Here is a 26018-nt window from a genome sequence, read left to right as displayed (position 1 = left end):
TAACGAAAGATACCACTATGTAAAATTACTGAAGTATTTGCATTTAGAGCAAAAAAGCGAGATTTTGACACCTAACTTTTGCTTAATAGATTAAAGGTTTTATTAGCAGTTAACTTGCGGCTTTCTGTTGCGCTTGAGTTTAGAAATTACACCAAAACTACCCAAACCAAGCAAGCCAATCAAAGAAGCTGGTTCAGGAACAGCAGCAGTGTGATATGTTACATTATCTAGGGCTGTTTCGCTATTGTACCAATTTACACGAACTTCATCAACCAGTCCTGTATAACCCGATGACAGAAAAGTTGGTGTAGAAGAAGGTGTAAGCGATGCAGATGTTGCCTGTAGTGTTCCTTCATTGTAGAGTGAAAAGCTTGCGGGGTAAGAGGAATCCATTCCAGAAAAATAGCCGCCATCGAAGATTACGGGTGATGCAAAGTAGAATGGAATACTGGTTAAACCATTACTTCCCCACTTGATATAGTTCCCATAGATTCGGTTCGGAATTGACTCAGCAGTGTATGGGTTTTGCTCAAAACCGTAATAAGTCCAATTATTATCCCATTGGATTCCACCATAGCCATCCGGTACTAGAAGATTATCACCTTTTAGATCGTCAAACGTTACGACAGTAGACGCATTGGCACTTGTGGAGATGGCTAAAGCTGACAAAGTACAAGTTGCTAATGTCAGTGTTCCCTGTAAAACGTGATAAGTTTTCATTAATTAACCCTGTTGGATCTAAATGTACACAAACTTGCCAGTGAAATTAAACAAAAATCTCTCATAGCAGATGAAATTTAGCCTTTCGCTGCGATCGCAGATACAAGCAGTAATTATTAGGCTAATGGCATTGTATTAACTTGATTTCAGTAAACTAGTATAACTACAAGCATTATTGGTAAATAAAGTTGGAAAAACAAGTATTATGATTGGGATTCACTAAAAATTTACAATGTAACTTGTATTTTTATAAAAAATAAAACCTGTTAAAAGTATAATAGATAAAGCTTTTATGGCAATTTTACAGTTATTACTAAATTAATATATACAAATTTATCAAATTTTCGGATAAGTTTGTATAAGATAATACATATCTATCGGATATCATGTGTTTTATGTAGGCGCAGCCCATTGTAGACATCATCAACATAGCATTCACTAAAAATCAGTTGGGAAGATGCATATATCATGAAAGCTATCTACAAACTACATTTCCAAATCTTCTGAATATCCATAATATAAAGATAGATACTAAAAAACTGTTTTTAGCCAAGCCGCGATGTCTGAGTTGAGCGTAGCTGTGGCTTCATCCTCACACTTCCACCGAGCAACAGCTTATGAATTTCTCGTCAGCACGACAATATTTTTATCAGGAGATTCAGCAGTCTGACGAGCAGATTGACCTAGCAAAGGCAGCTTTGTATATTGCACAAGAAGAATATCCCAAGCTAGACCCAGAGGAATATCTCAACGCCCTTGATACAATGGCATGGGAGCTTCAAGAACGCCTGCCTGATTCACGATATCCTTTGCGGATAGTTCAAAGTATTAATCAGTATCTCTACGAGGATTTAAAGTTTTCTGGTAATAAAATTGACTATTACGACCCGCGCAACAGCTTTTTCAATGATGTAATCGACCGACGATTGGGGATTCCCATTACCTTAGCATTGGTTTACTTGGAGGTTGCGCGACGGATTGATTTTCCGATGGTGGGTGTGGGGATGCCAGGACATTTCCTAATCCGCCCAGATGTTCCAGATATAGAGATTTTTGTGGATGCTTTCAGTAGCGGTGAAATAATATTTGCTCAAGATTGCGAAGAACGACTGTCTCAACTTTATCAGCAACCCGTGACGCTACAACCAGAATTTTTAGCTGTAGTCAGTCATCGGCAATTTTTGGCGCGGATGCTGACAAATTTAAAATTTATTTACCTGAAACAGCAAGAATTAGAAAAAACGCTAGCAGCAGTTGAACGAATTTTATTGCTGTTTCCTAATCTAACTTTAGAATTGCGCGATCGCGGTCTGATCTATTATCAACTAGGTTACTATCCCCAAGCCATAAACGACCTACAAAATTATTTAGCAAAAGTTCCTAATGCCGAGGATGCATCTATGATTCGGCGGCTACTTACCGAATTGGGTAAGGATGGGTAGGGGAGTGGGGATTGACTGCTAACTCTAGACTATCGACTAATTTGCGCTTCCTCTGCGACTCGTTTGAGGTGGCGTAGCTGGGATTGCATATCTTCTTTTGTCCAAGACGCAGCAAAGGTGTTGAAACCCCAACTAATTAAAGGGTTAGGGATATCGTACTCAAAGCGGTTGAGTAGAAGCGTTCCTTTTTCTGTGGGTTGACATTCCCAGCGATCGCGCCCGTGAAAAAATCCCTTAAATTCCCAAACTACCAAACCCGGTTGTCGTTCCACAACTACGCTATTCAACGTAGGTTTTAGTAGAGGAATTTGAATGATAAAACGACTTTGACTGCCGACATCGGTACTCCAAGCTTCGCTTACAGGTTCGCAACGGAGAACGGGGTTAAGCCAGCGGTGCATGAGAGCTAAATCACTAATACAGCGCTCCACCACCGTAGCTGTTGCATTAATTTGAATCGATTGTTCCAAAACTTGGGACATTCTACATCTTTGGTGCTGTTGCTGCAATTAGAGTAACGCAAAATTCGCCATTGCCAGTAGATTAAATCAAATATTTGGTAACAAAGTCAAAAATTACTCTTGATATCAATGCCATAGATGTACGTTTTTACTGGTAAATTGATAGGCAAAACACTGACTCAGTGTTTGCGGCGAATACTTAAGCTTAATTCCCGAAAACCATGAATACAACTTGGCAAGGAATAACCCAGGTGATAGGAGTTGCTTTGTCCACGGGGGTGCAGCAATTTTTGGCACAATCGCCCAACCTGCAACTGGCGCAACCAGCAGTGAATCAAGGAATCGCTGATGTGCAAGGTATTGTTCAACAGTTGATTCTGTTTATACCCCGTCTGCTGGGGGCAGTGGCAATTTTGTTAGTAGGTTGGTTAATTGCAGCGATCGCAGCAGCAGTGACGCGAGGAATCCTCAATCGCACAAACATAGATAACCGCATTGCCGCAGGCATAACGGGTCGTCAAGATGTTCCCCAAGTGGAGAAATTAATCTCCAGCTTAGTCTTTTGGAGCATTATCCTGTTGACGGCGGTAGCTGTTTTACAGACATTGGATCTGGAGATAGCGTCTCGACCCCTGAATAATTTTCTCAATCAACTTATTGGCTTTTTGCCAAAGTTGGTTGGTGCGGGAATCCTTTTGGTAACCGCCTGGTTTTTGGCGACCATTGTGAAGATTATCACTGTGCGCTCATTACAGGCATTTAACCTGGATGAGCGTTTGAATCCAGAACCAGCAGACAGGGCACCCAGCCTGAATCAGGTGTCTCTGAGTCAGACGATTGGCAATGCTCTGTATTGGTTTATATTTTTACTGTTTCTTGCCCCAGTTTTGGATACTCTCGGACTACAGCAGGCTCTACAACCAGTACAAGCTCTAATTACAGAAATTCTGCTAATTCTGCCAAACATTTTAGCGGCAATATTAATTGCTGTAGTTGGCTGGTTCATCGCTAATGTGGTACGCCGGATTGTGACGAACTTGCTGGCGACAACTGGCATTGACTATTTAGGTAGTCGGTTGGGATTATCTTCCACTGCCGGAGTGCAACCTCTATCGAGTATTATCGGCACAATTGTCTATGTTCTAATTTTGATTCCTGTAGCGATCGCAGCGTTGAATGCCTTGCGAATTGATGCGATATCTGTGCCTGCGATCGCAATGCTGCAACAGGTTCTCAACGCTCTACCTGCCATCTTTACAGCCGTAGCAATTTTGATTGTTGCCTATTTCGTGGGGCGGTTTGTAGCGGATCTGGTTACAAGTATCCTCACCAATTTCGGCTTTAATAACATTTTCACCATTTTGGGTTTGACAACACCCAGCAGACGAATCGTAATTTCAACAGAATTAACAACTCCCCCGATTCCAAGCCGCACGCCATCGGAAATTGCAGGCATTGTTGCCTTAGTGGGAATCATGCTGTTTGCCACGGTGGCAGCGGTGAATATCCTGAATATTCCAGCCCTGACAGCATTAGTGTCTGGGATTGTGATCGTATTCGGGCGGATTTTGGCGGGATTGATAATATTTGCTATTGGCTTATTCCTGGCAAATCTGGCTTTTAACATCATTACCAGTTCCGGCGAACGCCAAGCCCAGATTTTGGGACAAGTGGCGCGGATTGCCATCATTGGCTTAGTTTCTGCAATGGCACTGCAACAGATTGGAGTTGCCAGTGATATTGTGAATTTAGCCTTTGGACTTTTACTAGGTGCGATCGCTGTTGCTATTGCCCTAGCTTTTGGTCTTGGAGGGCGCGATATTGCCCGCGAACAAGTTCAAGAATGGCTAAACTCTTTCAAAGGTAGAAACTAAAAGTTGATGAAGGCGCAATTTCATCTGTAAATCTCGGAAAGTGCGGTCATAAGCATCAATAGTGGAGAAAATCTATCGGCAATTGTGCTTAAAATGTTGAAAGTTAGAGTTTAGAAGCTCGGAGTTTGAGTGTAAAACTTGACGTTTCGAGTTCTAAAGCTCAAGTTCCGAGTTCAGAGGTCAAAGTTCCAAGTTCAGAGGTCAAAGTTCCGAGTTCAGAGGTTGAAGTTCCGAGTTCTAAAGCTCAAGTTCCGAGTTCCAAGGTCGAAGTTCCAAGTTCAGAGGTCGAAGTTCCGAGTTCAGAGGTCGAAGTTCCGAGTTCAGACTCGCGCAATCGAGTAACTACAATATTTTTATAACTTGAAAAAATCAAATTTTCAAAGGGTATTTTTAGTGGCGTTAACTGCGTAGGCGTAGCCCGTCGTAGACATCGCATCGAGGAAAGTTCTATCTCGCAGCAAAGTAAGCTCATACAAGGGAGCAACCTGCACAAATTTTTAATGCTAAGAAGCAGTAATCGCTTTAAAGAACAATAAATATCACTTAAATAGCTTTCTTTTAACTTACATATCAACTCAATTTGTTTAGCATCAAAGACTTTAATTATTGGTATAACTTTTTGATTGCATATTGGTTATTAATGTTGGGTTTTGTTCCTAAATCTAAACAAGGTTTATAATGCGGTCGATTCTATCGTCAGCAATTCTGGAACAATCGCTAGACTTGGCATTACTGCAACGGGAACAGCTATTCTCACCCAAGTTGTAGTAACGGCGATTTCCTACTCTTTGGATCTTTATCGGGGCGACATTACTGTTGAAGAGTATAAAAATCTAATTTTTGAAGCAGCAAAGGCAGCAGGTATTGCTACACCAATTGTTTTTTTAATATTAGTGGCTGTGTTAGCTTTATTTCCAGAATTTACAGTCATTTTGTCCGCACCAGTGGTTGTTGCAGGCTTCAATGCTTTATTTAGTATTAGTATTGCTACACCTATCATTCAATCGCTAGTTCGTCATGTCGAAGCTGGAGGTTTTGGGATAGAAACTGCTGATGCTTACAAGAGTGCGTTTGATAGTTCTGCGCTCTAAAATAAGCTCTTCCACATTATAAATTGCATAATTAGGGTGGGTGTCTCGCCCACCCGTAGCCAAAAGCGGGCTTTTCAATCCATCTGACAAGATTGGATAATTTATTTGTTGTAATTCCTAAATAATCCATAAAATCAGGTGCAACCTTTATAGATGGCAGAATATGACAACCTTTGTAAAATACTCGCAGAAAAATATCCCCGTGATTTTACCCGTTGGTTATTAAATCAAGAACCGCGAACAATTGAAATCTTAAAAACAGAATTGAGCATCGAACCGATACGTGCTGATTCTGTGACATTTCTGCAAACAGAAAATCTGATTTTACACCTGGAATTTCAAACTACAATCAAATCCCAAAAATCAATTGCTCTGCGGATACTAGATTATTACGTCCGATTGACACGGACATATCAAGTTCCTGTTACACAGATAGTGATTTTCTTGCAAGAGACAAGTAACGAAATCGCTTTTACTGAAGAATATGTCAGCGAAGTTACAACCCACCGTTATCGAGTTATCCGAATGTGTGAACAAGATTCAGCACTACTTCTTAGCAATCTGGCGTTATTACCTTTAGCACCGTTAACGCGAACAGATTCAGCCCAAGTGTTATTATCGCAGGTTGCCGAAGAAATTGCTAAAATTCCAGATATCGAGACAAGACAAAATACTGCTGCTTACACGGAGATTTTAGCAGGGTTGAAGTTTGAGAAAGATTTTATTCGTCAATTATTGCGGGAAGATATTATGCAAGAATCAGTGATTTATCAGGATATTTTGCAGAAGGGAGAACAAAAAGAAGCTTTTCGCTTCTTAAATCGTCAGTTAAATCGGCGATTTGGAGAAATCGATTCTTCAATATTCGAGATAATTCGAGTCTTATCTACTGAACAATTGGAACAATTAGGAGAAGAATTTTTAGACTTTTCAAATATATCTGATTTAGTTACTTGGCTTGAGCAGAATACAAGTAGCTAAAATAATTTATAATTTGTAATTACGAATTAGTTAAAGCCAGCTTACACGCAGCCTAGTCTCAACCTGAGAAGTAAGTGGGTGGATTGGGAGTCTTGTAAGGATGAACATGGCTAACCAAACCTTTATTAACTTCACGTCTATGCATCACTTTTTGAGTTTTACCTTGTGGAGTAATTCATCTTTAATGCGGTTGAGAATTGAAGTCTCATCCAGGTTTGCCAAAATCCGATTAATCACTGCTTTCGGCCCATCAGGCCCCCAAGTCGCGCCATTGGCTAAATAAACTTTGGTAACTTGTCCAATACCGTAAGAAGAAACACCAGCTACTCCCGCTTGGGTGATTGCCACCGATATATAAGGGCCCAGCGCCGCACCTGCGGTAGCTGTTGCAGAGATACCAAGTAAAGTTTTTAATCCACTCAAGCCCAAATTTGCTAACAACTCACTCGCACCAATTCCGCCCATACTCAGGGCGATTTTTTGTAGCAATTGTACAGCCCCAGCTTCGGTCATCGAGAAGCCATAGAGTTTAGATAAACCCAAAATCAGAGCAATATCAATGACCACACTACTGAGAATATCTACCACAGTTACAGGATTGAGTGCGATCGCTAATGCCTTAGTCATTACAGCCTTCCAAATCAACTGATTGGCATTCTGTTCCCGAATCATCAGTTTTCGCTCTACCAATTGCTCGTTTACAATGTCAGCATAAAGCATAGTATTGAGGGCAACCAAAGCTTTACCCTCACGGTGCAAAATCTCCAAAATTTTCAGCTTGAGTTCCTCAACTTTCGCACTACCTGTACGCAACTGTATGCCCCTGGTACCATCAGTGCGACGAATCGCCGTCTTCACCAATGGTGATGCCGCAGCCATGACAATTTCTAGAGGTGTGAGTAATTCCCGCACCCTTTCATCCCGAATTTTGTGATAAATTGCCATCCGGTCTGCTTCTGGATACTGGTCTACTTTGTTGAACACCAGAATGATCGGTTTGCCTGCTTCCCGCAACTGAGAAAGGGCCATGTATTCTAGCTTTGTCATGTCGCCAGATATCACAAACAGAATCAGATCCGCCTGTTTGGCAATCTGTTCAGCTAATGCGGCCCGGGTTGCACCATCTACTTCGTCTAACCCAGGAGTGTCAATTAATTCCACCTGGGATTGACCTACACCAGGGAGAGTGACTCGCAAAGCCCGTTCAGTTTCCCCAATCGCTTCCTCACTAATACTCCAATGAACTGTTTGTGCAGCACGTGTGACACCGTGCAGCGGTCCAGTTTCAAATACTGTTTGCCCAACTAAAGCATTGAGTAGCGAAGACTTACCACGTCCCACCATACCGAAAGCCGCAATCTGTACAACCATGCGGTCTAACTTCCCCAGCATGGTTTCCAAATCAGCAATTTCCGTCTCTAATCCGGTTTTCTCTTGGGGGGTGAGGTCGAGATTGGCTACCAAGTTTCGCAGCGCCGTTTGTGCTTGTTTATAATTCAGTTCCGTCTGAATATCTTCAAAACTGAAAATGGCACTATTCAGTTCTTCCTCCCAGCTGGGAGAATTTGCGTCAGTGTTGGCAGAATCGCCTTGATCAGGTTCTGGCAAGGGCAATGTCGAAGTCATATCAATTTGAGATTTGAATTTTGGGATTTTTAAATTAGCCCTGTCTCTTATCCTAATTATTTTTAACAGGGGTTTGTGGAGATAAAAGAGCAGGGAGAGCAGTAAGACACAAGAGTGGAAGTCATTCGATTTTGGATTTTGGATAATGGAATTGACCCCATGCATTAATGCACTTGCTCTGGATGATGAAATTTTTTGATTTCTCCACGACTCTTGTCGCTTGCTCTGGAACCTTTTAATAGAAGCTAGATTTTAATTTAATCCAAATTCTATTATCTAAAATCTAAAATTGTCTCGGTCAAAGACTCATCGGCGAGTATTAAAGACTCATTAACGGAGTTCAAAGACTCATCGGCGAGTATTAAAGACTCATTCACGAGTATCAAAGACTCATTAACGGAGTTTAAAGACTCATTCACGAGTATCAAAGACTCGTTGGCGAGTATCAAAGACTCGTTGGCGAGTATTAAAGACTCATTCACAAGTATTAAAGACTCGTTGGCGAGCATTAAAGACTCATCCCCTATTCCCGATGCCCAACTAGTGAACTAATGGCTAACAAAAAGTCATAAACTGAAAAATGCATCTAAATAACTCGTTAGGATCTTGACTAAATTACCTGTGCGGAAAATCGTTATTGCCGGCAACTGGAAAATGTTCAAAACCCAGGCAGAGACCCAGGAGTTTTTACAAGGATTTCTGCCCCACTTAGACGAAAGCCCCGAAGGACGAGAAGTGATATTGTGCCCTCCGTTCACTGATTTAAGCCTTTTGTCCCAGAGTTTGCACGGTAGCCTTATCCACCTGGGGGCACAAAATGTCCATTGGGAAGAATATGCAGCCTATACAGGCGAGATTTCTGGCCCAATGCTCACAGAAATTGGTGTGCGCTTTGTGATTGTCGGTCATAGTGAACGAAGGCAATACTTTGGTGAAACGGATGCAACCGTTAATCTGCGCGTCCGAGCTGCTCAAAGGTTTGGTTTGACCCCAATTTTATGTGTTGGCGAAACTAAACAACAACGAGATGCGGGAGAAGCGGAATCAGTGATTACTCTCCAACTCGACAAAGGCTTGCTAGATATTGATCAGGAAAATTTGGTGATTGCCTACGAACCTATTTGGGCGATCGGTACTGGTGATACCTGTGAAGTAACGGAGGCGAATCGGATAATTGGCTTAATTCGGAGCAAGTTGAGTAATCAGAATGTATCAATTCAATATGGCGGCTCAGTCAAGCCAAATAATATTGATGAAATCATGGCTCAACCAGAAATTGATGGTGTTTTAGTAGGAGGAGCAAGTCTAGAACCTGAGAGTTTCGCTCGAATTGTGAATTTTCAGTCAGTGTAATGTGCCTTTTTCTCGTTCCCATGCAGAGCATGGGAATGCCTAATGTAGATTTATGCCAAGCAACTTGATAATTCGAGAACGCTGTTTTGAGTGGGGACAGCGGACTTATTTGATGGGCATTTTGAATGTGACGCCTGATAGCTTTAGTGATGGGGGTGAGTTTAACACTACCTCTGCTGCTTTAGTACAGGCGCAAGCACTGGTAGCTGCTGGTGTTGACATTATCGATGTGGGCGGTCAATCAACTCGACCAGGGGCAAAGCAAATAACTCTAGCGGAGGAACTTGACCGAGTACTATCAGTGTTACAGGTGCTGAGACCAGAAATTTCAGTCCCGATTTCTGTAGATACAACTCGTGCTGCTGTAGCCAGGTCATCTGTACAAGCTGGAGCGGATATTATTAATGATATTTCTGGCGGCACTTTTGACTCAGAAATGTTGCCAACAGTGGCAGAATTAAATGTGCCGATTATTTTAATGCACATCCGGGGAACACCACAGACAATGCAACAACATACTGATTATCAAGATTTGCTCAAAGAGATTTATAGTTTTTTGGCAAGGCAAATTGGGATAGCAACTGCTGCGGGCATTGAGCAGGATAAAATTATTATTGATCCTGGTATTGGCTTTGCTAAGAACTATGAGCAAAATTTAGAAATTTTTCGCGGCTTGCGATCGCTCGCACCACTCAACTGTCCTATCTTGGTAGGAGCATCTCGCAAAAGTTTCATTGGTCGCATTTTAAATCAACCAGATCCAAAAGGCCGAGTTTGGGGAACGGCAGCAGCTTGTTGTGCTGCTATTTTTAATGGCGCTGATATTCTGCGAGTTCACGATGTTCAAGAAATGCGCGATGTGTCATTGGTAGCTGATGCACTACTGAGAAAATTCGCACAGCCTGAGTGTTAGGTATTACCATTTTCGGATTTTTTGCCGTGACCTTCTGTCATTATCGACTCATTGATCAACTCATGAAACATTTCAGTTGAGTTGGCTGGGTCTACAAAGACAATTTTGGCATTATTACTCTCACCAAGTTTTTGGCTAGCATCTACGTAATCTTGAGCCACAAGATACCGCAAAATGTCCCTAGTATCTGGATTGGAACGTAGAGCTTGAGAAATGATTTGCACTGAAGCCATAGTTCCTTCTGCTTTTTTAATGGCAGCTTCCTTTTCCCCTTCTGCTTCGGTAATCAGCGCCCGTTTTTTGATTACAGCGGCTTGCTCCTCTTCCCTCGACTTTCGTACACTTTCAGGTAGTGTAATACTCTGAAGGTCTAACCGGAGAATATCAATTCCCCAATCTACCGTTATATTATTCAACTGGTCTAAGAGGGCTGAGTCCATCTCTGCCCTGGAGACATTGGTCTGCTCTAGGGTGTTTTGGGCAATAATTTCCCTGAGCGTGGTTGTAGTTACCTGTGTCAATGCCCCTTGCAGATCCTCAATAGCATAAAAGCTTTTCTCAATATCTCTAATGCGCCAGTAGACAATAGCATCCACTTCCACGTAAATATTATCTTGGGTGATCACATTCTGAGGTTTGATGTCTAAAAACTGCTCTCGTGTAGTATCTTCCATCACAACCTGATCGACCAAGGGAACAATAAAGTTTAGCCCAGGTTTAAGTTTCCGATGATACCGCCCCAGGCGTTCGACTAGGGCTTCATTACCTTGATTAATCAGTTTTGCAGAACCTAAGGCATAACCTATAAGCACTAAAACTATAAAAATGATTGGCTCCATATATACTCCTATTCAGCTTTTGGGAGAATTTAGTGTCAAGGATATGCTACTAGCTTGTCATATCTTTGAGTTTAATGTTTTGAGTCTGTAATTTTATCAATACTAGCAGCGATGTTTGATGTCGAGTCGCTGCACGGCTTATACATATTCTGTAAGTACGATAGTTTCGCAGAATGCGATCGCTATTAAAGCACCTTGATCACACGCTGGCAAGGATTACTTTATCTAATCAACATTATTTGTACTGATATCTTCAGACAGTTGGGAATTTTATTCAGTATATTCACTTAATAACATATAGCATGTGTAAAATTTATAACAACTTAAAAAACTCCACTATAATTGGATTTAAATTGGCTTCAGCCATTAAAAATCTAAAAATATTATGGGCAGGTTGTTAATCAAACTTATAGGTTTAATCCTACTTTTCATCGGCTTATACTTTTTTGGTCAAAATATCATATTTGTTAGCAGTTATTATTCATATTTTTTCGGTAGTTTACCTGCTACTGCTTCAGTTTTAGCAACTATGACAGGTGTATTTGCATTAGTTTTTTTTCGTAGAGAAACTGGTAACTTGGGATGGATTTTTCTAGGCATTGGTATAGTACTAGTTTTCTTAAGTGGTGGAGTTATTTTAAAGCCAACTAGCTTATGGAATTTCATAATTGCTTTCACCGCATTAGCATCTGGATATAAATTATTGAATGAGGGTAGAATCAACTTTTAAAATCTGTAAATATAATCTATCTTCTCATGTTTATTAGTAGTTAATACCAATTCTGAAATATGCGCCATATATGAGGAACGAACCGCAAAGGAGAGGCAGCGCGTTGCGAACTTTCCCAAAGTTGGAGCGACGGTAGTCGCAAAGAACACAAATAAAGAAATAAGAAGTCAATAAAATTTGGTGCTGGCTCACAAAGAAATGGTATATAGCGGTTCCTGCATGGGTAAGGTAGAGAAAAAATGATTAACCACATATAAATAGGACTTACGCAATAACTCTCTGAAACCTTATTCCTTTATGTCCTACCCTGCGGGAAGCCACTTCATGTCTATGCGTCCTTTGCAGTTCGTTTTTTCATGATTTTGCGTAAGTCCTGATAAAGACAGATACAAGGTAGAACATAGCAATGGCGTGTCTCTACCCGTGTACCTTATTCTAATGAGAATCGCTATATAACCAGCTTTTAGAGATTGTCTCCTTAAAAGTCTCTAACTGGGAATGAGTAATGGGGGGCTACCGCCTCAAGACTAGCTCCAGAGCCGCTATAAGGTATATTTTCAGTCAGAGGCTCTTAATGAGGTTTTAAAGGAGTTTTAGCTTAAGTTGACACCAATGAGCTTTTTCTGTGCCCCTACCAAAGACAGTATTCATTCACCCTTAAGACTCAGAATTATTAATGGTGCGGCTATTACAAAGATTCATCGCCTTTTCTACTCCCTGCTTGAGGCTTAGTTCAATACACTCAACCACGAACTGAAGTACAAGAGACATTTGCTGATTTTCGGCTGCGGAAAATCGCCCCAACACATGGGAGATAGCATCAGAATCATCGTTATTAGCTGCACCTTTCGGTTTACCAATACCGATTCGCAAACGGGGAAAGTTTTGGGTACTAAGATGTGCGATCGCACTTTTCATGCCGTTATGTCCCCCAGCTGAACCAGACAACCGCAGGCGAGTTTTCCCCAAAGGTAAATCCATATCGTCATAAATCACTAGCACTAACTCAGGAGCTAATTTATACCAACTTGTTACCGCTTGTATTGCTTGTCCTGAGCGATTCATATAAGTTAACGGCTTTAGCAAGCGAATCTTACCTCCATTTGGGGCCATACCTTCGCCATATTCACCCTGAAATTTACGATTTTCTGCTAAGGGAATGCACCAAGAACGGGAGAGAGTTTCTAGAGCAGCAAAGCCGATATTATGTCGTGTTTGGTCGTATTTAGCTTCTGGATTCCCCAACCCGACAATTAGCTGGGGAATCACCAAAGCTGGTTGTGTAACAGCTTCTGTCATTTTGGCTACAGTCGATCAATTTTAGATTTTAGATTTGCGCTAGCGTAGCGTAAAGCCTTCTCTTCTCCCTACAGCCCTTCTCAAGACAGGAGACGCTACGCGTAGCTTACTTCCACGTTCGCGGAGCGTCCCGTAGGGAAGTGGTATGGGCATCCTACGGCAGGCGCTAGCCTCTCCCTTTGGGAGAAGGGGAAATGCACTCGCGTTTGAGAGGCTTCGCTTAGAGCGAGTCTCTGAGCGTCTTTTGGATTGAAAGAAACCACAAGGGTATAAGGCTTGTGATTTTATATTGACGATTTTGATTTGTTCCGTCCACTAGAGACGTTGCTGTAAACCGCAAAACAATCTAAAATCCAAAATCCGAAATCCAAAATTGGTATAGTGCAATCTCCTAGCTAAGTTGGGAAGAACTAGTGGTATCCTGCTCAGATTTAGCAGGATGGATTTGTTTAGGTTCCAATTCAGCAGTAGTCTTTACAGTTTCTTCTAACTGTTCTGCTTCTTTTTGAAACTCGTTTTGAAACTCCTTGGAAGCTTCTTGGAAACTACGAATTGTTTTGCCCACACTCCGACCAATTTCTGGCAGCTTCTTTGGGCCAAAGATTAACAATGCCACTACCATAATTACAGCCATTTCCGGCAGACCGATACCAAATATATTCATTTTTGTCTCCTGTAAACTATAGAATCACTATAGAAACTCACATATTATGTAGTCTACTCAATAGTTAGTGTGAACTGAGCGTTAACAAAAAAACCCGGCGGAACCGGGTGTAACTTAACTTGTTATCCAAACTTGATAGCTATGTATTCGTTAGCGTCCTAAAGTCCGCCAATCGACAAGTACATCCTGAACCAACAGTGATTTATTGTAAAGTTGCAGAATAATTAGCAGAAACACTAAAAATAGCGCCATAAAAACAGCCATCACAGGGGTAGTACCCCAACCTGGAGCCACTTTCCCATACTCAGAGTTCAGTGGTTTCAGGATATCTCCCAACCTAGTCCTTTGTGCCATAGTTCACCTAAGATTACTTGCCAAAGCTTTTTTTAATCTTCTGTAATATTCTATAAGAATAGCACTCATAATCTATCCCTCAATTATGGAACCCGCAATAGTTCTTAGTATTTCTGTGGCTGCCGTGGTGATTGTCATCACCGGACTGTCGATTTATACCTCCTTTGGCCCTCCTAGCAAGCAATTGAACGATCCGTTTGATGATCACGAAGATTAAAAGAGTTAGGAGTTAGAAGCTAGGAATCAATGCTAGTAGAGTTTGGCAAAAATCCAGCTTAACAAGACTTGGGGCAAAATCCCCTTATTAAAGGTAGGCAAACTTCCGCCCCAGTGTTAGTAATGACTCATTCAAGCCTGGGATTAATCGCTGGTACCACCTTGAAACTGGCGATTTTCCAAGGCTGTATTGTCAAGATTTGTTGCTGAGATGAGAATTCAGTAGTAGAGGGACGCTCTAACAAATCTACTGTATCTCCTAAATTCAAACCTAAATCACTTTGCAAAGATAACTCCGCTGTTTCTCCGTGACATTCATAACACCGCAAAATTAGCTGCTGTGGGTCATCCTCAGATGGTTTCAAGGCCATTAAGATTAGATTTTCAGCTGATAAATCTAGAAATTTTACCTCTAACCCCTGTTTGCTAGCAAACAGGGGAGAATTTTTATGTAGGTTTTGATTAACGGGATTCAATAGCACTTGCAACGGGATGTTCAATTCATAGCCGCGCCGTACCGTATGGGCTGATTCCCAGCTATCAACATGAGGATACAAGACATAGGTAAATTCATGCCAACCTCTATCAGCCTCTGAGTCCGGCCAATTCGGACTGCGTAGAAGTGTCAAGCGGAGTTGATTTGGTTTGCTGTCATAACCGTATTTACAATCATTTAGCAAACTAACTCCGTGAATACCCTCCTGTGTTTCTCCTGTTAAATCAGCCCAACGCAAAGCGGGAACTTCCCATTTTGCTTGTTCTGCGGGGGTTTTTGGTTTAGTTGGGCGGCGAATCGCGCCACAGGGAATTTCATAGGTAGCAAAGTCTGCTTCAACATTCAGAGGAAAAGCAGCTTTCACCAATACATGATTTTCTTGCCAATTGACGGTAGTAGCTATGTTCAGCAGAGGTGAACCAGCTTGTAAAATATAGTCTTGGCAAAATTCTGATTCACCCAACTGACGCACCACGCGCACACGACTTTGCACTGGCCCTTGTTCTAGCCACTGAATAGATTGAAGATTTGTTGAAGGTAAGGGATGCTGGGCATAATTGGGGTCTATATTCCAAGCATCCCAATATTGACCACTGTCTTTAAAAGCTTGTAGTTGATTCCCCGCCCCACTCAAAACTTCTCGTTGATAAGTTTTGTCAAAAACACTTGATAAATCTCCGGTGTCAGGATCAATGACAACTCGCAGGAATTCATTTTCTAAAATCCAGTCTGGGAGGAGTAGGGGGGATGGGGGAGATGAGGGGGATGAGGGGGAAAGCCAAAATATGCGGTAGCCAACGGGTGGAATTTCGGTGGCGAGAAATAGTAAGGTTGATGGTTCAGATAATTGTGAGACAAGTTGCTTTCCAAAAGCATCGTAAATTTGCCATTCTTGGGTAAATGTTGCTGGCGTAGGTAAGGCTACAAAGACTACTTCAGAACGCTGCCAATTGAGAGAATTGAAAACGAAAACAGGCAAACTATCAGATTTTGGTGGTTCTGGTCGGGTAATGTGAGATGCGATCGCTAAGAGTGATTTATCCAATATCTTCGTTCCCACTTGTTCCACTTGTTGCCACTGGGGCAACGCATCCAGATAAACTTGGGTAATTGAAGAACCAGGTAAAATATCGTGAAACTGCTGAAATAACATTAGTTTCCAAGCTGCTTCGATTTCTGCTTTGGGATATGTCACACCACAGCTTACAGTTGCCAAGGTAGCAAATAGTTCAGCTTGATACAATAAATTTTCACAACGACGATTCCAACGTTTTTGATCTGCGTGGGTAGTGTAGCAACCGCGATGGAATTCGAGGTATAGTTCGTCATTCCAAGTGGGGCTTTTGATTTTGGATTTTGGGTCGCACCTTTGGTGCGCTGATAGCGCAACTTGGATTTTGGATTGTGAAGTTAACTGACTACTAATCTCCTGTAAATACTTTTCAGCCGTCGTAAATTCTAAGTCTGGGAACAAAGGTGACTTTTGCCAGCGTTGGGCAGTTTCTAACATATCACGGGTGGGACCGCCGCCGTGGTCGCCGACACCGGCAAGCCAGAGGGATTCTGGTAAACCAGTTTGGGCTTGCCATTCAAGAGCATAAGATGCCATTTTAACTGGGTTAATGCTTTCACCGATAAGTGCAGACATCAAACTAAAAACTTCGCTCCCGTCAGGCGATCGCCACCAAAAAGCCCCATAATCAAACTTAGTAGTATCATTCCACCGCAACTTCTGCGTGACAAAATACTCAATTCCGGCATTAGCGAAAAACTGCGGTAAAGTTGCACAGAAACCAAAACTATCTGGAACCCAAACTATAGTTGAAAGCTTACCGAATTTTTCTTGGATGTAACGCTGACCATACAATAGCTGACGGACTATTGATTCACCAGCAATCAGGTTGAGTTCCGGTTCCACCCACATTCCGCCAACAACTTCCCAACGTCCAGCGGCTACCTGTGCTTGAATTGCCTCAAATAAATCCGGGCGATGTTCCTCAATCCAAGCATAAAGTGCAGGAGTCGAATGACAGAAAATTAACTCAGGAAAATCTTCTTGCAACTTCAGAACCGACTCAAAGGTGTTTTGCGCCACATTCCAAGTTTCACTCACAGTCCATAACCATGCTAAATCTAAATGAGCATGACCCAACAATAAAATTTTAGATTTTGGACTTCCGCTCCTTTCGGCAACTCTACCAGACGCTACGCGATCGCTCAGTCGAACGATTTTGGATTGAATTAAATTTTGACGTAGAGATAAAAACGATTTTACTAATCCCTTCTCTTCCTCGGTGTCCTCTGCGCCTCTGCGGTTCGTAATCTCCCCCACCATCGCCGCCAAAACATCCAACTTCTGTGGCGCAAACCTTTCCAAATAAAGTTGCACCACAGCTAACTCATCAGCCACAAAACCCGGATCGGGATTATTATCATCAATAGACTCATAAACTAGGAGCGATCGCACTAAAGCACCATCACTATGTCCCGGACTCACTAACCGCAAAGCGACAATAAACTCTTCCCCTGGCGTCACCCCTTGACTGATAAGCACTCTAGGCGAACAATCAAATAAATCACCCTCCAGCACTAACTCCCCATTCACATAAATCTCAGCAGAATCTGCCCACCAAACCAGCGCCAGCCGCAAAGATAAGCCAGCTAAGGGATAGCCCTGTAAATCTTGAGGCACTACCAATCTTTGCACTAGCCATAGTACTTTTTTCCCGCCTGTCCAAGTGATATGTTCTTGAGCATTCAATTGAACAGGTTGCCAATGAGACAAATCAGCAGCTACAACATTAGTAATAATCAGGTTAGATTCCTGATATAGCCAAGTAGACTGAAGATTAACTTGACAAAAAGAGCGTAGTTGCTCAATTACTTGTGAGATTAATTTGGTATCAGATTGAGAGACATTCGAGGTCATATTTTCGCTAAGATGAGGTGTTGGTCGTTTTTATTGTTTGGCGCGAGTCTCACAACTTAACAAGACTTGAACTAAAAAATTACTACTATGTCTTCTGGTTCCTCTGGGCGTTATCAAAGCAAACTATTTAACTTTGTCCACCAGCAATCTCGGCGGGTGACAGAACAGTGGGAACACACCTTCCGGCATTTGCAAGTTGCCACTAAGTGGGGTGTGGAACTACTACTTTACCCAGTGTATCTACTGTTTCATTCATCTGAATCATCTGGGAAAACACTACATACCAAAGAACCCCAAACTAGACTAAAGTTACAACCAAATGATACTGATTTCCAGCCCGAAATGCCAAATGTTGATACCCCTATTCAACATGCATTAGAAACTCTCCATTATCTATCAGATGATCAACCTGTCTCTACTGCTGCAAAAATATTTGAACCTTTCAATCCCTTAGCTTTATTGGGAGTTTTTCGGCTGAAATTCGGTGATAATAACTTGACAAATAACGTTAGTCTCACTCAATCATTAAATATTACAGAGAATAACACCGGAGTTCTCAACCCTTCACAGCGAGAGAATGCTCTCAAACAGCATCTTCCAGTAGTGCAGGGAATTGCCACAGATTTGATGAACCGGAATTTAGTACTTGTTACTGTCGGTAATGAAATTCTAGATATTTTAACACCTCAACAGCAGGCAAAATTAGAAGACAGAATTATTAACGAAGTTGCTAATTACTGGCAGTCTTTTCTACGAGACGCTGTGCGTACTCCTACGGGGAAGCAAGCTACGCGTAGCGTTCCGTTGGCGCAGCCTCTTGTAGAGGAGGAAAGGCGGTTGCTCGAAGCTAAAAAAGAAACGGAGTTACTACCACAAATTGACCGGTTATTAGCAAAACTCACTGACGGAAATACAGCCACTATTCCAGTTTTAACTGAGGAGATGCCAAAAGAAGTTAATACAAATAGATTATTAGCGTTTCTAGATATAGCCGTTGCTAAATTGGAGTCAAATGCTTTAGTACCTGTGCAAGAACGTAGCCAGGAAATTGTCCAAGTTGCCCAAACTCAGTTAAACATATTTCTTTATGGCAAAGAGCAATTAGCTGGTAAGGGAGAAGTTGCACCTAATACTGATGCTTTGGAGACTCATACACTGAATATTCATGCTTTGATTGAGGGAGCACTTAATTACTTTTTTGGTGTTGGTACTAGAAAAACACTTGAGTCAACAACTAATGATGATAGATTGCCAGGTAAAATATTACCATCACGCTTTAAAAAGGCCTTGTCTAAAAGCCGTCAGTTGGAAAAACAGGATTTAACAGATGATCCTTGGCTAACCTGGAATGATTTATTTGGTGATAGCGAAACAGTTGCTGACAAGCCAGTTACACTTTCTCAAAAGACAAATCCTGCTTTAGCTCCAAATTTATCAGTAGGGCATTTTCCACAAAATAATTTGAGTGTAAAACAACCTAAAGTCGGATCTGGCTTGGTGCGAAGGAAACAACCAATTAGTATTCTTGCTGCAAGTCGAAAAACATCTGGAAAAGTCGCCTCTGCAACACAAACTGAAACCCACATTTCCCAAACTAAAAGCGATCGTAAAGGGGAAATTTTGCAACAGCAATTTCACCAAAGTAGTCAAGTTGAGGCACAGCCAGATTGGATAGAAACCAAAGCAACTTCAACAGGCTATGAGAAGCACCCCTTAGAACAACTTCTAGAATGGGTTGATTATGTTATGCTATGGCTAGAAGAAAGATTTGTAAATATTTTTGAGTCGTTACGGCAGCTATGGCTGAGGAAATAAGCAGATATTAATAATCTCTTTCCTTGGGCGCTTTCTCCCAGAAACTTAACTCGACGTTGCACATTGAAAAATAACAATTACAGTGTTATTGGATCAACCGCTACAATAACTCACGATTTTTATCTTAAAATTACGACTTTTTTCTTAAACTCACGATTTTTTGCAAGACTTGGAAGATACAAAATATAAAGTTGAAGTTTACACTAGTGACAGCGGTGTGCCCCTACAATCGATTCATTTGTTGCAAAGATTTTTGGAAATAGGAGCAATTTTTGCGATCAGCCAAAAAAAAGCATCATCCAGGTTTGCCCTATGTCAGTCCTTGTAAATTGACGAAGGTATTGTTATCTGAAAAATATATTGCTGAGGATTGAGAATTATTTTCAACCAAAATAGGCTCTCCCTTTACTCCTTTACGGGTAAGAGTACAAATCTTATAAAAGTTTTCACACTCAAAGATTACCAAAACTAGCTCTTTCCCAGTTTGGTAAGAGGATGGTAAAGGTTTCCCTACCTCGCATTCCATATCAATTTCGTTGTCACGCCACTGTAACTTCCAAATACGTTTTTCGGTTATTGGTGCTTTGACAGACTGAGCGATGTCTACGACGGGCTACGCCTACGCATTATATACCTGCTCTGCTTTAATATTATCCTTAGCTGCTGGCACAAAAAACTTCATAGGCTTTGATTACAAGTAACGTGAGTTTTACTAGCACCAGCGTAACGCAGTTACCAAGGCAATCTGCTCCCATTCCATGAGAAAAACTGTCCACTATCGCCTTCCTGAAGCTGTTCGATCACAGCCAATAATTGGGTAACAGTACGTTCTACTGAAAATAATTGTTCCGCAGGTACATTTCTCTGGAAAGGATGGGAAAGACGCGTATCAGTTGTACCAGGATGCAATGTTACTATTAATGCTTTAGGACAACTTCTTTTATACTCAATTGCCGCAGTTCGCATCAACATATTGAGTGCTGCTTTAGAAGCGCGATAGCCATACCATCCACCAAGTTGGTTATCGCCAATACTGCCCAATTTAGCAGATATAGTAGCTAACACACTGCGTTCTCCATGACGAAACAGAGGCAATAGATGTTTAGCCAGCAAGACAGCACCAATACTATTTATCTGAAAGTAGCGCAGCAAATTTTCTGAATTGATCTGTCTTAAACTTTTTTCAGGTTGTAAATTATCTTCATGCAGCAATCCTACACAGTTGACTACCAAATGCAGTTTGTCAACTTTAGTATGTATTTTTTGAATAGCTTCAACAATCTGTAACTCGTCAGTAATATCCATCTCCAGACAAATTAATCGCTGAAAATGTTCGCCTGCAAGAGCTATTAAATCGGAGGCAGATTCCGGTTGACGATAAGTTGCATAAACTTTGGCTATTCTGTCATTTTCTAGCAATATCTTCACAAAACCCAAACCAATGCCTCGGTTGGCTCCCACAATTAATGCATTGACCGGATTAATTTCATTGATAAAAGACATATTTGATTTATGATTCAACAATAGAAAAATTTAATAAAAATTATGAGCAATGTTGGGTTATGCTTCCCTTAAACCAACCTACGCAGATTAGCCAAATTAGAGTATTTATGGTTTACTTACCAATACAAAACTTGCTAAAGATTCTATCTAAAACTGATTCTGTAACTTCTTCTCCGGTAATTTCTCCTAGTGCTTGAATCGCACCTCGTAAGTCAATTGTCCAGAAATCAAGAGGTAACTGCTGGGTAATTGTTGCTTGTACTTGTTTCAAGGAGATTTTAGCTTTAGTTAAGGCTGCTGCTTGTCTTTGATTAATGGCTAAATCCATATCAGCAGCTTGGACTTTTCCGGCTTTAACTATCTCTAAAATTGCTGTTTCTAAAATATCAATTCCTTGATTTCTTGCTGCTGCTGTAACAATTTTAGATTTTGGATTTTGGATTTGGGATTGAATAATTTTTCTTTCGCTTTCTTCTAATAAGTCAATTTTGTTAATAACTATAATCAACGGACGGTGTTGTACCTGTTCATAAATTTCTTGATCGCCTTCTGTCCACCCATCTGAAGCATCGATGGTAAGCAAGACTAAATCAGCTGCATTGGCAGCACGACGCGATCGCTCGACACCAATTTTTTCTACTTGGTCTGTTGTTTCCCGAATCCCCGCTGTATCTAGCACTTGTATGGGAATTCCTCCGACAACTAACTGAGATTCCACCACATCACGGGTTGTACCAGGTAAATCAGTTACAATGGCGCGATCGCTCTGGCTCCAAGCATTCAATAAGCTGGACTTACCCACATTTGGACGCCCAACAATTGCCACTTTTAAACCTGTGCGTAGCAACTCACCTTTGTCTTTGGTTTCCAATAATCTAGTTATTTCTGCGGCAATTTTCTCTATTTCTGATATTATTACTTTATCATCCAGCGGAGTCAAATCTTCCTCAAAATCGATTCGAGCTTCGATTTCTGCCAAGATATCTAAACAGTTGGCGCGTAACTGACGGATCGGATGAGCTAATTTTCCCTGTAAACCAGCTAAGGCAGTTTGGGCAGCTTGAGGCGATCGCGCCCCTACTAAGTCAGCAATACCTTCGGCTTGCGTCAGATCCAATCGTCCATTCAAAAAGGCGCGGAGAGTAAATTCTCCCGGTTGGGCTAGTCTAGCGCCATTTTCCAAACATAGTTGCAACACCTGCTGCACTGCCATTATTCCCCCGTGGCAATGGAATTCCACCACATCTTCACGGGTGTAAGAACGGGGTGCTTTCATAATCAGCAATAAGCCTTCATCCACCAGTTGTTGCGTCTGGGGATGGCGAATGTAACCGTAGAGAATCCGGTGAGTTTCCCAAACTTGCCGTCCTGGTGAATGAAAGAGAGTTTGGGCTAGAGCCATTGCTTGGGAACCTGATACCCGCACAATACCAACGCTACCCTGTTGGGGGACAACAGCTGTAGCGATCGCAGCGATGGTTCCAGTAGTGGCAAAAACTTCTGACATGAGCGCCCTTTATGAGAGTGAGGAGTGAGGAGAGACGCGATTAATCGCGTCTCTACAGAAGTTAGGAGTAAAAATCATAACTCATAACTTATAACTCATAACTTTCTAAATGGTAGGTATTTAGACTAATTAGATGGCAGCTGTCAAGGTAAAATTTACCTGGAGGGTGATGCCTGATAGTAAAGAGTGAGAAGTTAAGGGTAATAATCATAACTCACAACTTATAACTCATAACTTTTAGAGAGAGGAATTTACTGTGGAGCAAAAAATTAACTGCGCCCAAGCCTGTGTTAACGGCTGTGTTTTAGGGAATAAATGCCCCAATATCGAGTTTAGAGAGGCCGCTGCAAAATTTCTTCAAGATACTCCCTTAGACAAAATGTTGGAGTTGGCACAAGAACGTCTGCGGAAAAAAATTACAGAACCACCAAAATGGGTTTTTCCTGAAGATCCATAGCATTCGCGCCAACAGGCACAAGCAAGACAGCGTGGAGGTTAAATAGTATCTGGATCTATATTTAATTCTTGCAGTTTTGCCGCCAAGCGATCGCTGCGTTGCTTTTCTTGTTCAGCCTGTTGTGCAACTTCTTCCGGCGTCGAGTTTAATGCCCTACTTAATGTACATACTAGATACGTTAAAAAAGCTGTATGAAAATCCAACTGAGGAGATTTGGGAAACTAAAAACTTTCACTGCCTTGAAATTGCGCCCCAAAACTATCTTCTGACATACACATTGATTCACAAAGAGCGAATGACTCGTCGCTCGAGTTGGCGAAGAAGCGAACTAAGTTGGAAAATTGCCTACCACCAAGGTGCTGTTGTTTAAAAGTTCACCTTTGTCTCTATTCAAGTTTGCCTAATTTTCATCGCACTCGAAGAGAAAATTTTGGAAAGGCGATCATTTACAATTATAAGATAGTTCGTCATTGCATTGGCGCAACCTTCCCGTAAGGTACGAAGTGTTGGCGGTAGCGTCTGGTAGAGTTGCAATCGCAAAGACTGAGATTCCTACGCCTCACTTCCTGCCGCTGGCAATGACATCTTACATTTAATTGTATCTACTTACTTATTTGATGATTAGAGAGTATAAGTTACCACAATAGGAGAATTTAATGTCTAACCCAGATGAGCTGATGAAAGTGCGCTCAACCGAACTTACCGATGAGAAGCTAGCTCAAGGTATACCTCTTACTGTACAGGGGCTAGAGGAAATAGATAACAAAGTACTCGCTGAGTTTGAACCTGATTATGTAGAGGAAAACCCAGACGAAATTCTCCCTTTACCGTCAGACACAGTGGAATAAGAAATCATCTGACCAAAGTCTATGCTAGTCATGGGGGAAGTCTGAGTTGAAAAGCTGGTAACTTTCATCTTCTCACTTCTCCCGCCTTTTTTCCCAATTCACATTAGGCGTGATTTTACGTAAATCCTGGTTAAATTAGAATCATTGCTAGTGATGTTGTTTAAATATCTAACCCAACCACAGTTAATTCAGGGGGATGTTCAACATTAAACTGGTAATATATCTCTCGTCGCTCCTGTGGTGGAAAAGTTAACTGCCATTCTAAAATCCCCATTTCACCAAGTTGAATTTGTGGGTTGCTGCGGCTGAGGCGCACTTTAATTTGCTCGTCGCGACTAATTGGTAACTGTTCAGTTACTTTTAGATTTACTTCTTTGTCTAGTAAGTTAGTAATTATCAACCGATAACTATAAGTAATCCGGCGCTGGTTGCTAATTAATCTTTTGTCTACCAGACGTTCAACTAAGTCGCGCTCAATTTTTAAACCTTCATCAATCCCTAAGTTCAGTTTAAACTCTTGCCCTGGTGCAATATTGTCTAACTGAGTTGTCCCAATAAAAACATTGTCGCGGAAAATATTTGCTTTACCTGGTAACAAAGTCGCACCACTGGGACTATTTTCCACATTAGCTTGCAGATAAGCAAAACTTACCAAGCGCGGCATTGCTACATAATCAAAGCTACAAGGATAATCATCATTGAAAATTGTAGTTTTATGGGGTGCGCCATCACTGGGAATGTTACCACCATTCAGTTTAAAGTTAACTACACTCCCTTCTTTGGATACTTGTGCTGCAACAGTTTCTGCTGGGATAAAACTATCCTCTGCAACGTCTTCTTCTTGCCAATCCGCTCTGGCAGCAGAAGCAGGCGGCTCTGCTATGCTAGGCAGCAGTGGTGGCTGGGCAGCTAATCGAGATCGTCGTTCTCGCACTTTATGAAGACGTAGGGTATCAATATACCAAGGTTCAAGTTTGGGTGGGAGTGTACCTAATCCCGGTTTAGCGGTAGAAAGGGTGAGATTTGCACCAATCCAATCTTCGCCACTACTCTGAGTGATTTCTGCAAGGTAGCTCAGATGTACAATATCGCTGCTAGTGCTAAAGCGCAAGTCATAAAGGGGAGTCCAACTAGCGCGATTCACTAAGTATGATACCTCTAATTCAAATTCGCCTTCACCCGTAACTTCAGTTGCCACAACTAAGCTAAAATTTTCTTTGGGATGGGGTGTTTGGATTTTCTGCAATGAGGTGAGGAGTGCTTGCAATTGTTTGTCTAATTCTTGCTGTTGGGTTTTGCACTCCCCAGATGCGATCGCATACTCACTATACTGGCTTCCGAGAAAGTTCAAAAAATCCAAAGTTTCGCTAAGGCTGAGATTTTTTCGGGATAAACTCTGTGCAAAAGGTTCCTCTGTTTTTTCACGTAAGCCGGCGATAAAACTAGACTGCAATGCTAAAGCATCGACTTGGGCTTGTAGGTGGCGTTTTTCTGCTTCTAACTGCTGAATTTGCCTTGTCAAATGTGCTACTCGTTCTGCTATAGGTTCAGTGGTGTAAATGCGATCGCAACTCACTCCAAGCATTCGCACCCCTACTGTACCTGTACCACTTACCCTGACAGACTCAGTTTCCAGAGTCTCTGGCACTGGGGTAATTACTAATTGCTGTTCAATTCCTGTTAAAGATACTACACCCCGCCGTGTAACCAATGCTCTGTCAGCATACACTGTAACAGCTACAATCTCGCTTTGTACTGTTTTGCACCAAGACGGTATTTCCGGGTTAACCACTGCCAGTTTTCCCCCATTTTTAATTGATTCTGCTGGTTAATTGTCAATGTTTCCCGGTCTAACCGTCAACCCCTTTAGGGAATCCAAATAAAAAAATATTCAACTACT

The 26018-nt window shown here is 41.6% G+C and carries 23 protein-coding genes and 1 pseudogene; 11 read left to right on the top strand and 13 right to left on the bottom strand.

The window, feature by feature from the left end:
* Positions 1-102 precede the first annotated feature (102 nt).
* The gene (locus V7K21_RS15660; protein WP_335175722.1) at positions 103-720 is read right to left on the bottom strand and encodes a PEP-CTERM sorting domain-containing protein; all 618 of its coding nucleotides are present in this window, start codon (positions 718-720) and stop codon (positions 103-105) included.
* A 617-nt stretch (positions 721-1337) separates the two neighbouring features.
* On the opposite strand from V7K21_RS15660, the gene V7K21_RS15655 reads away from it, so the two are divergent.
* Positions 1338-2162 carry a SirB1 family protein gene (locus V7K21_RS15655; RefSeq protein WP_335175720.1) on the top strand — a complete coding sequence of 275 codons (825 nt, stop codon included), beginning with the start codon at positions 1338-1340 and terminating at the stop codon, positions 2160-2162.
* A 29-nt stretch (positions 2163-2191) separates the two neighbouring features.
* Here V7K21_RS15655 and V7K21_RS15650 read toward each other — a convergent pair whose 3' ends face one another.
* Positions 2192-2644, bottom strand: a complete 453-nt coding sequence (locus V7K21_RS15650) for an SRPBCC family protein (RefSeq protein ID WP_335175718.1) — start codon at positions 2642-2644, stop codon at positions 2192-2194.
* A gap of 200 nt (positions 2645-2844) precedes the next feature.
* On the opposite strand from V7K21_RS15650, the gene V7K21_RS15645 reads away from it, so the two are divergent.
* The 3 genes from V7K21_RS15645 (at position 2845) to V7K21_RS15635 (ending at position 6569) form a co-directional block, all read left to right on the top strand.
* Positions 2845-4497 carry a mechanosensitive ion channel gene (locus V7K21_RS15645; protein WP_335175716.1) on the top strand — a complete coding sequence of 551 codons (1653 nt, stop codon included), beginning with the start codon at positions 2845-2847 and terminating at the stop codon, positions 4495-4497.
* Between the two features lie 650 nt (positions 4498-5147).
* On the top strand, positions 5148-5588 hold the full coding sequence (locus V7K21_RS15640) for a hypothetical protein (RefSeq protein ID WP_335175714.1): 441 nt from the start codon (positions 5148-5150) through the stop codon (positions 5586-5588).
* A 153-nt stretch (positions 5589-5741) separates the two neighbouring features.
* Positions 5742-6569 (top strand): DUF4351 domain-containing protein, encoded by an 828-nt coding sequence (locus V7K21_RS15635; RefSeq protein WP_335175712.1) that lies wholly within the window; start codon positions 5742-5744, stop codon positions 6567-6569.
* A 144-nt stretch (positions 6570-6713) separates the two neighbouring features.
* Here the strand turns inward: V7K21_RS15635 and V7K21_RS15630 are convergent, their stop codons facing one another.
* Positions 6714-8195 carry a GTP-binding protein gene (locus tag V7K21_RS15630; protein ID WP_335175710.1) on the bottom strand — a complete coding sequence of 494 codons (1482 nt, stop codon included), beginning with the start codon at positions 8193-8195 and terminating at the stop codon, positions 6714-6716.
* 272 nt (positions 8196-8467) lie between these two features.
* Positions 8468-8677 carry a hypothetical protein gene (locus tag V7K21_RS15625; protein ID WP_335175708.1) on the bottom strand — a complete coding sequence of 70 codons (210 nt, stop codon included), beginning with the start codon at positions 8675-8677 and terminating at the stop codon, positions 8468-8470.
* Positions 8678-8816: 139 nt separating this feature from the next.
* Here V7K21_RS15625 and tpiA point away from each other — a divergent pair, with 139 nt between their 5' ends.
* Positions 8817-9548 carry a triose-phosphate isomerase gene (gene tpiA / locus V7K21_RS15620; RefSeq protein ID WP_335175844.1) on the top strand — a complete coding sequence of 244 codons (732 nt, stop codon included), beginning with the start codon at positions 8817-8819 and terminating at the stop codon, positions 9546-9548.
* Between the two features lie 52 nt (positions 9549-9600).
* A complete protein-coding gene (gene folP / locus V7K21_RS15615; protein ID WP_335175706.1) occupies positions 9601-10461 on the top strand; it encodes a dihydropteroate synthase in 861 nt (286 codons plus the stop codon).
* Here the strand turns inward: folP and V7K21_RS15610 are convergent.
* Positions 10458-11300 (bottom strand): SPFH domain-containing protein, encoded by an 843-nt coding sequence (locus tag V7K21_RS15610; RefSeq protein ID WP_335175704.1) that lies wholly within the window; start codon positions 11298-11300, stop codon positions 10458-10460. The two genes, folP and V7K21_RS15610, sit on opposite strands and share 4 nt — an antisense overlap.
* 385 nt (positions 11301-11685) lie before the next feature.
* Here V7K21_RS15610 and V7K21_RS15605 point away from each other — a divergent pair, with 385 nt between their 5' ends.
* A complete protein-coding gene (locus tag V7K21_RS15605) occupies positions 11686-12030 on the top strand; it encodes a hypothetical protein (protein WP_335175702.1) in 345 nt (114 codons plus the stop codon).
* Positions 12031-12687: 657 nt separating this feature from the next.
* Here V7K21_RS15605 and pth read toward each other — a convergent pair.
* The 3 genes from pth to psbH all read right to left on the bottom strand — a co-directional run bounded on the left by pth (position 12688) and on the right by psbH (position 14347).
* Positions 12688-13329 carry an aminoacyl-tRNA hydrolase gene (pth, locus tag V7K21_RS15600; protein ID WP_335175700.1) on the bottom strand — a complete coding sequence of 214 codons (642 nt, stop codon included), beginning with the start codon at positions 13327-13329 and terminating at the stop codon, positions 12688-12690.
* 391 nt (positions 13330-13720) lie between these two features.
* The gene (locus tag V7K21_RS15595; protein WP_273765901.1) at positions 13721-13993 is read right to left on the bottom strand and encodes a TatA/E family twin arginine-targeting protein translocase; all 273 of its coding nucleotides are present in this window, start codon (positions 13991-13993) and stop codon (positions 13721-13723) included.
* A gap of 150 nt (positions 13994-14143) precedes the next feature.
* Complete coding sequence (gene psbH / locus V7K21_RS15590; RefSeq protein ID WP_298917766.1) at positions 14144-14347, bottom strand: photosystem II reaction center phosphoprotein PsbH; 204 nt, start codon at positions 14345-14347, stop codon at positions 14144-14146.
* Positions 14348-14432: 85 nt separating this feature from the next.
* Between psbH and psbN the strand changes: the two genes are divergently transcribed.
* Positions 14433-14564, top strand: coding sequence for a photosystem II reaction center protein PsbN (gene psbN, locus V7K21_RS15585; RefSeq protein WP_335028454.1), 132 nt, complete (start codon positions 14433-14435; stop codon positions 14562-14564).
* A gap of 127 nt (positions 14565-14691) precedes the next feature.
* On the opposite strand, the gene V7K21_RS15580 is transcribed toward psbN, so the two are convergent.
* Entirely contained in the window at positions 14692-17988 is a 3297-nt protein-coding gene (locus V7K21_RS15580) for an alpha-mannosidase (RefSeq protein WP_335175698.1), read from the bottom strand.
* Positions 17989-18075: 87 nt separating this feature from the next.
* On the opposite strand from V7K21_RS15580, the gene V7K21_RS15575 reads away from it, so the two are divergent.
* Complete coding sequence (locus V7K21_RS15575) at positions 18076-19803, top strand: hypothetical protein (protein WP_335175696.1); 1728 nt, start codon at positions 18076-18078, stop codon at positions 19801-19803.
* Between the two features lie 732 nt (positions 19804-20535).
* Here the strand turns inward: V7K21_RS15575 and V7K21_RS15570 are convergent.
* Complete coding sequence (locus V7K21_RS15570; RefSeq protein WP_335175694.1) at positions 20536-21306, bottom strand: SDR family NAD(P)-dependent oxidoreductase; 771 nt, start codon at positions 21304-21306, stop codon at positions 20536-20538.
* Between the two features lie 112 nt (positions 21307-21418).
* Positions 21419-22813 (bottom strand): tRNA uridine-5-carboxymethylaminomethyl(34) synthesis GTPase MnmE, encoded by a 1395-nt coding sequence (gene mnmE / locus V7K21_RS15565; protein WP_335175692.1) that lies wholly within the window; start codon positions 22811-22813, stop codon positions 21419-21421.
* Positions 22814-23069: 256 nt separating this feature from the next.
* Here mnmE and V7K21_RS15560 point away from each other — a divergent pair, with 256 nt between their 5' ends.
* Positions 23070-23270, top strand: a complete 201-nt coding sequence (locus V7K21_RS15560; RefSeq protein ID WP_335175690.1) for a hypothetical protein — start codon at positions 23070-23072, stop codon at positions 23268-23270.
* Between the two features lie 38 nt (positions 23271-23308).
* On the opposite strand, the pseudogene V7K21_RS15555 reads toward V7K21_RS15560, so the two are convergent.
* A pseudogene (locus V7K21_RS15555) lies at positions 23309-23419 on the bottom strand (Uma2 family endonuclease); the annotation flags it as partial.
* Between the two features lie 507 nt (positions 23420-23926).
* On the opposite strand from V7K21_RS15555, the gene V7K21_RS15550 reads away from it, so the two are divergent.
* On the top strand, positions 23927-24118 hold the full coding sequence (locus V7K21_RS15550) for a hypothetical protein (protein WP_273765912.1): 192 nt from the start codon (positions 23927-23929) through the stop codon (positions 24116-24118).
* 160 nt (positions 24119-24278) lie between these two features.
* Here the strand turns inward: V7K21_RS15550 and V7K21_RS15545 are convergent, their stop codons facing one another.
* Positions 24279-25910, bottom strand: coding sequence for a mucoidy inhibitor MuiA family protein (locus V7K21_RS15545; RefSeq protein ID WP_335175688.1), 1632 nt, complete (start codon positions 25908-25910; stop codon positions 24279-24281).
* Between the last annotated feature and the right edge of the window lie 108 nt (positions 25911-26018).

The organism is Nostoc sp., from assembly GCF_036919595.1.
Classification (GTDB): Bacteria; Cyanobacteriota; Cyanobacteriia; order Cyanobacteriales; family Nostocaceae; genus Nostoc.
The sequence above is the reverse complement of the archived record's forward strand: the minus strand, read 5'-3'. Positions and strand labels throughout refer to the sequence as shown.

Bases quoted from the DNA above. Each gene is read 5' to 3' on its own strand.
- V7K21_RS15660 (WP_335175722.1), bottom strand. From the start codon at position 720: ATGAAAACTTATCACGTTTTACAGGGAACACTGACATTAGCAACTTGT.
- V7K21_RS15655 (WP_335175720.1), top strand. From the start codon at position 1,338: ATGAATTTCTCGTCAGCACGACAATATTTTTATCAGGAGATTCAGCAG.
- V7K21_RS15650 (WP_335175718.1), bottom strand. From the start codon at position 2,644: ATGTCCCAAGTTTTGGAACAATCGATTCAAATTAATGCAACAGCTACG.
- V7K21_RS15645 (WP_335175716.1), top strand. From the start codon at position 2,845: ATGAATACAACTTGGCAAGGAATAACCCAGGTGATAGGAGTTGCTTTG.
- V7K21_RS15635 (WP_335175712.1), top strand. From the start codon at position 5,742: ATGGCAGAATATGACAACCTTTGTAAAATACTCGCAGAAAAATATCCC.
- V7K21_RS15630 (WP_335175710.1), bottom strand. From the start codon at position 8,195: ATGACTTCGACATTGCCCTTGCCAGAACCTGATCAAGGCGATTCTGCC.
- folP (WP_335175706.1), top strand. From the start codon at position 9,601: ATGCCAAGCAACTTGATAATTCGAGAACGCTGTTTTGAGTGGGGACAG.
- V7K21_RS15610 (WP_335175704.1), bottom strand. From the start codon at position 11,300: ATGGAGCCAATCATTTTTATAGTTTTAGTGCTTATAGGTTATGCCTTA.
- V7K21_RS15605 (WP_335175702.1), top strand. From the start codon at position 11,686: ATGGGCAGGTTGTTAATCAAACTTATAGGTTTAATCCTACTTTTCATC.
- pth (WP_335175700.1), bottom strand. From the start codon at position 13,329: ATGACAGAAGCTGTTACACAACCAGCTTTGGTGATTCCCCAGCTAATT.
- V7K21_RS15595 (WP_273765901.1), bottom strand. From the start codon at position 13,993: ATGAATATATTTGGTATCGGTCTGCCGGAAATGGCTGTAATTATGGTA.
- psbH (WP_298917766.1), bottom strand. From the start codon at position 14,347: ATGGCACAAAGGACTAGGTTGGGAGATATCCTGAAACCACTGAACTCT.
- psbN (WP_335028454.1), top strand. From the start codon at position 14,433: ATGGAACCCGCAATAGTTCTTAGTATTTCTGTGGCTGCCGTGGTGATT.
- V7K21_RS15580 (WP_335175698.1), bottom strand. From the start codon at position 17,988: ATGACCTCGAATGTCTCTCAATCTGATACCAAATTAATCTCACAAGTA.
- V7K21_RS15575 (WP_335175696.1), top strand. From the start codon at position 18,076: ATGTCTTCTGGTTCCTCTGGGCGTTATCAAAGCAAACTATTTAACTTT.
- V7K21_RS15570 (WP_335175694.1), bottom strand. From the start codon at position 21,306: ATGTCTTTTATCAATGAAATTAATCCGGTCAATGCATTAATTGTGGGA.
- mnmE (WP_335175692.1), bottom strand. From the start codon at position 22,813: ATGTCAGAAGTTTTTGCCACTACTGGAACCATCGCTGCGATCGCTACA.
- V7K21_RS15550 (WP_273765912.1), top strand. From the start codon at position 23,927: ATGTCTAACCCAGATGAGCTGATGAAAGTGCGCTCAACCGAACTTACC.